Here is a 4,959-nt window from a genome sequence, read left to right as displayed (position 1 = left end):
GTTCCCGGACCGTCGGTCCGGGAACCCACCCCTCCTCATGGGTGTCACGTCACGCGCTCAGCGCGCGTCGGTGGACCCTTCGTCAGAGACCCGCCGCTGCCGACTGGATGTCGGCGGCGAAGGTGGACACCTCGGTGTAGACGCCCGGGAAGCCGGGCTGCGCGCAGCCCTGGCCCCAGCTGACGATGCCGACCTGGATCCAGCCGCCCGCGCCGTTGTCGCGGAACATCGGGCCGCCGGAGTCGCCCTGGCAGGTGTCGACCCCGCCCTCGTCGATGAAGCCGGCGCAGATCTCCTCGGACGGGACGAGGCTGCTGCCGTACGCGCCCTCGCAGTCCGCGTCGGAGACGAACGGGACGTTGGCCTTGAGCATGTACCGCTCCTGGGCACCGCCCTCGGTCGCCGCACCCCAGCCGGCGACGGTGAACTCGCCGCTGTTGAACGAGTCGTCCGTGGCTATGTCGAGCGTGGGCAGGTCGATCGGCTCGGCGAGCTTGATGAGCGCCCAGTCCTTGCCGGTGCCGTTGTAGCCGGGAGCCTGGAGGATCTCCGTGGAGTTGACCTCGACGGCGTCCGGGCTCTGGAGGTCCACGACGCCAGCCGTGGCGGTGATGCTGGTGTCGGGGCCGGAGCCGTCGACGCAGTGGGCGGCGGTCAGGACGATGTCCTGCTCGTAGAGCGCGCCGCCGCAGCCCATGGAGAGGCGGACCATGAAGGGGAATTCACCCTGCTCGGCGGGGGTACCGCCGACGACCGGCGGGGCCGGGGTGGGGGCGGCCGACGCGGTGGTGGGCTGCAGGCTGACACCGGCGAGGACGACCGCGCCGACGACTGCACATCTCTTGAGGGCACGCAGGAAGCTCAACTGACTGCCTTTCGTGGGGGGAAACAGTGCATTTCGTTGTCTTGCGTGGGGCTGTCGTGCGTGAAGCTGTGTACGAATGACGCTCAGCACGTGGGGGTGCCGTACGCATGGCGAAGCCGACCGACGATCGAGAAAACGAAGATCGCCCGCGTCCGCCCGCCACGGCGTGATCCGGATTATGGGGAAGAAATCAGCCGTGGCACAAGATGTAAGTTTCAGCCAACCGAACGGTCGGGTCTCGCCCGGTGTCCGGCAACCGGCGTACGGCGTCCGCCGAGCGGTCCGCGCGGCGGTCCACACGGCGGTCCACACGGCGGTCCGCGATGTGGTCCGAGATGTGGCCTGCCGCCGCCCCCGCCGGCCCGCCCGTCCGGAGCCCGCCGCCGTACAGTTGAGGACGGTCGACCGTCCTACGAAGGGGTAGTGGCGTGACGGACAGAGGCGCGACGAACGGCAGCCCGGTCGTACACGGCTATCCGCATCTCGACACCGTGCGGGCCGCCGTCACGGCGCTCTACCGCCGGTTGTCGGACGACGGCATCCGGCAGTACGACACCAGCGTCGCGCCCGCCGACGTCGCCTTCGCCGATGCCGACGACCTGCACCTCGGGGTGCAGCGGGTGGCCCGCGCGCTGGTCCAGCAGCTGCATCTGCCGGACGCCCGGATGATCGTCAGCTTCCGCGAGATGGAGCACGCGGCGAGCGTCGAGCTGACGGCGGGGCCGGAGTACTTCATCGAACTCAACGACCGCTTCCGGACGCACCGCAGGGACATCGGCGCCGCCCTCGCGCACGAGATCACCCATGTCCTGCTGCACCGGCTCGGGCTGGACTTCCCCGGCACCCGCGACAACGAGATCCTGACCGACACCGTGACGACCTATCTGGGCGCGGGCTGGCTGCTGCTCGACGCGTTCCGGGAGGACCGGGACTCCAGCCAGAAGCTCGGCTATCTGACGCCGGAGGAGTTCGGCTATGTACTGGCCAAGCGCGCCATCGTGTTCAACGAGGACCCGGGCATCTGGTTCACCAGCCCGCAGGGCTACACCGCGTACACGAAGGGCAAGGCCCAGGCCGTACGGGACGAGCAACAGCCGCCGCTGACCACGGCGGGCTGGTCGGGGCGGCACCGGTACGCCAAGGACCGGCGTTACGCGCTCGACCACCCCGGCGAGTCCGGGGCCGGATCCGCGTCCGGATCCAGGTCCGGGGCCGGGCACGGTGTCGGGTCCGGCGACGCGGGACGCGCGTACGCCTTCGAGACGCTTCCCGACGGGCTGCGCGTGTCGTTCCCCTGCCCCACCTGCCATCAGCGCATCCGCGTACCGGTCAGGGGCCGGGTCCGGGCACGGTGCCAGCTCTGTCACACCGTGCTCGACTGCGACACCTGAACTGCCCCTCCCCGAAGGGGACTTCACCGCATGTGACAGACGGTCATCGTTTTGTCGATTTGGCGTGAATGACCTTCCCGAGCGAAGGTCGAAGTATGACGAATGAGCGGACAGCGGGCTCCGACCGCGCGCGGGACGAGCTGTTCTCGGCCGTGTACGAGGGCCGGGACAACGCTGTCGTCGCGCTGCTCCGCTCCGGTGTCCCCGCCGAGGCGACCGATCAGGACGGCCAGAGCGCCCTCTACGCCGCCGCGGTGAGCGACGGACCCGGCGCGGTCCGGCTGCTGCTGGCGGCGGGCGCCGACCCCGAGCGCGGCAGCGGTCCCGACGGCGGCGATCTGCCGCTGTGCGGGGCCGCGTGCGGGGGTCATACGGAGGTGGTGCTGGCGTTGCTGGCGGCGGGCGCGCAGGCCGACCGGCGCGAGGCGTACGGCTTCACGGCGCTGGCCTGGGCCGTCGGGCAGGGCCACACGGACACGGTGGAGGCGCTGCTGGCGCGCGGCGCGGACCCCGACCTGCCCGGCCCCGGCGGCGGCGCCCCGGACGGCGAGCCGCCTCTGGTGACGGCCGCCCGGCGCGGCTCGCCGTCGACCGTGCGGGCCCTGCTGCGGCACGGCGCGGGCGCGCGCGAGGAGGCGCTGGCCGAGGCGCGGCGCTGGACCGCGCCGGAGGCGGTGGAGCACGAACTGCACGCCGAGTTGCTGCCGATGGCGGGTGCGGGGGACGAGACGGTGGTGCGCCGGATCGAGGAGGACGGCGGGGTGACGATCGTCGTCGAGACGCTGAAGGACGGCGTGCCGGTGGCGAGCCTGGAGCGGCAGACCGGGCACGGGGCGATCGCCACGCTGCTGGAGGAGTCCCTGGGCGTCCGGACGCCGTTCGAGGAACTGGCGGCGCGGGCGCTGCGGTGCGCGGTGCCCGACCGGGACGGCTGGCGGGAGCCGGTGGCCGCGCTGTGGCGGCGCGGCGACGAGGAGTCGTTCCAGGCGGCGCTCGCCTGGTGCGCGAGCGACGACCCGCCGCGTCGCGCCTTCGCCGCCGACGTACTCGCGCGGCTGGGCGCGGTGGACGGGAGCAGGCCGTTCGCGGCCCGCGCGGTGCCGCCGCTGCGGGAGTTGTGCGCGGGCGCCGACACAGCGGAGCTGATCGGCGCCTGTGTGACGGCGCTCGGGGAGCAGGGCGAGCCGGCCGCCCTGCCGGAGATCCTGCGGCACACCGACCATCCCGACGTGGGGATACGCCGCCGGGTGGCCGTCGCGCTGGCCGCTCTGGTGCCGGACGCTCACGAGGCGGGGATCGGGGCGCTGATCGCGCTGAGCGCGGACCTCGACAACACGGTGCGGGAGCGGGCGACGACGGCCCTGGCGGGGGCCGACGCCGACACGCCCGCGGTCCGCGAGGCACTCGCGGCGCGGCTGTGGGACCCGGTGGCGGTCACGGCGGCCGAGGCGGCGCGGGGTCTCGCGGCGCGCCGGGATCCGCGGGCGGTGGACGCCCTGGCGCGCCTGCTCGCCGACGGTTCGGTGACCGGACGCGCGCGAGAGACGGCGGCCGACGCGGTGCGCCGGCTGCCGGACGCGGCGGTCCGGCGCAGGCTGGACGGGCTGCTGCCGCGGCCGGTGAAGCTCCTGGCGGTGGGGGCACGGCGGTGAAGCCCTGATGGTGGGGCCACGGCGGTCGGCCCCGGCGGGGTCAGAGCAGTCGCAGTACGCCCGGCGCGCGGTCGTCGATGATCTCCGTGAGCCAGTCGAAGACCGTGCTGCCACGGCCGGCCTCGGCCTCGGTCAACTGCCCTTGCACAAAAGCCCTGTTGGCGTCCGGCACGCGCGCCAGCCGGAGCCGGAGCTGCCGCGCCGTCTCCTCGTGGCCGAGCGCGCGGCGCGAGAGGTCGTGGTCGCGCCACTCGATGACGAAGTCCCGGTCGTCCGGGGTCCCGTAGCCGCCGCCGAGGCAGTCGGCGAACGCGTCGAGGTTGCGGCCGAAGTAGCCGTCCGGGCCGTTCACGGCCTCGCCGATCACCTCCCAGAAACGCTCCAGGCCGGTGACCTCCGCCCCGGGGATCACATACGTCACAGTCATGGGGCGGAGGCTACCTGTCTGTCGTCGTACCGGCGGTGGTGCGGGATCAGCAGCCGTGGTCGACCAGGTCGAAGGACTCGTAGTGGTCGGCGGTGTAGTAGTCCTGCTGGGTGTTGCCGGTCACGATGCGGCGCGCGCCGCGGTCGGGAGAGCCGGGCGTCTCGACGGTGTACTCGTGGTAGTAGCCGGTGGACTGCTGCGGCAGGATGCCCTCGCGGTTCTGGAAGACCCCGTCGTCCTGCGGGTACGGGTAGGGGCCGCCCGCGTCGATCAGGTCGAGGGTGTCGTGCGCCTGGGACGGCAGGTCGGAGTAGCAGATGTCGCCGACCGCGAGGGGGGCGGCGGTGGCCGTGGTCGCGACCGTGCCGCCGACGAGGAGGGTGGACAGGAGGGCGGCGGCGCCGCCGATGAGGGCGATTCGTGGGGGGATTCGCATGCCCACATGATGACGCGCGTAGACGTGAGCACGTCAATGCCAAGTCGGTGGAGTTTTCGGGAAGTTAACCGGCCGGTACGGGCACGACATCCGCCCGTTGTCATCGGTTTGTCGTCGCTTTTGTCGTCGGGTCCGACGTCGAAGCGTCGGGGCCGAACGTCGAGGGCCGGACAGGCTGTCGGCCTGTC

5 protein-coding genes are annotated in these 4,959 nt (G+C 72.6%); 2 read left to right on the top strand and 3 right to left on the bottom strand.

What is annotated here, in order from left to right:
• Positions 1 to 82: 82 nt before the first annotated feature.
• Positions 83 to 865 (bottom strand): S1 family peptidase, encoded by a 783-nt coding sequence (locus ACFUN8_RS37000; protein ID WP_382568600.1) that lies wholly within the window; start codon positions 863 to 865, stop codon positions 83 to 85.
• A gap of 428 nt (positions 866 to 1,293) precedes the next feature.
• Here ACFUN8_RS37000 and ACFUN8_RS36995 point away from each other — a divergent pair, with 428 nt between their 5' ends.
• Positions 1,294 to 2,256: a hypothetical protein gene (locus ACFUN8_RS36995; RefSeq protein WP_383647733.1), complete on the top strand. Its 963-nt coding sequence runs from the start codon at positions 1,294 to 1,296 to the stop codon at positions 2,254 to 2,256.
• Between the two features lie 95 nt (positions 2,257 to 2,351).
• Positions 2,352 to 3,908 carry an ankyrin repeat domain-containing protein gene (locus ACFUN8_RS36990; RefSeq protein ID WP_383647730.1) on the top strand — a complete coding sequence of 519 codons (1,557 nt, stop codon included), beginning with the start codon at positions 2,352 to 2,354 and terminating at the stop codon, positions 3,906 to 3,908.
• A 40-nt stretch (positions 3,909 to 3,948) separates the two neighbouring features.
• On the opposite strand, the gene ACFUN8_RS36985 is transcribed toward ACFUN8_RS36990, so the two are convergent.
• Complete coding sequence (locus ACFUN8_RS36985) at positions 3,949 to 4,335, bottom strand: barstar family protein (protein WP_383647728.1); 387 nt, start codon at positions 4,333 to 4,335, stop codon at positions 3,949 to 3,951.
• A gap of 46 nt (positions 4,336 to 4,381) precedes the next feature.
• A complete protein-coding gene (locus ACFUN8_RS36980; RefSeq protein ID WP_383647726.1) occupies positions 4,382 to 4,771 on the bottom strand; it encodes a ribonuclease domain-containing protein in 390 nt (129 codons plus the stop codon).
• Positions 4,772 to 4,959: the final 188 nt, after the last annotated feature.

Origin of the sequence: Streptomyces sp. NPDC057307, assembly GCF_042667665.1 — a bacterium.
Taxonomy (GTDB): domain Bacteria; phylum Actinomycetota; class Actinomycetes; order Streptomycetales; family Streptomycetaceae; genus Streptomyces.
Note: the sequence above shows the minus strand (reverse complement) of the source record. Positions and strands in the feature narration are given on the sequence as shown.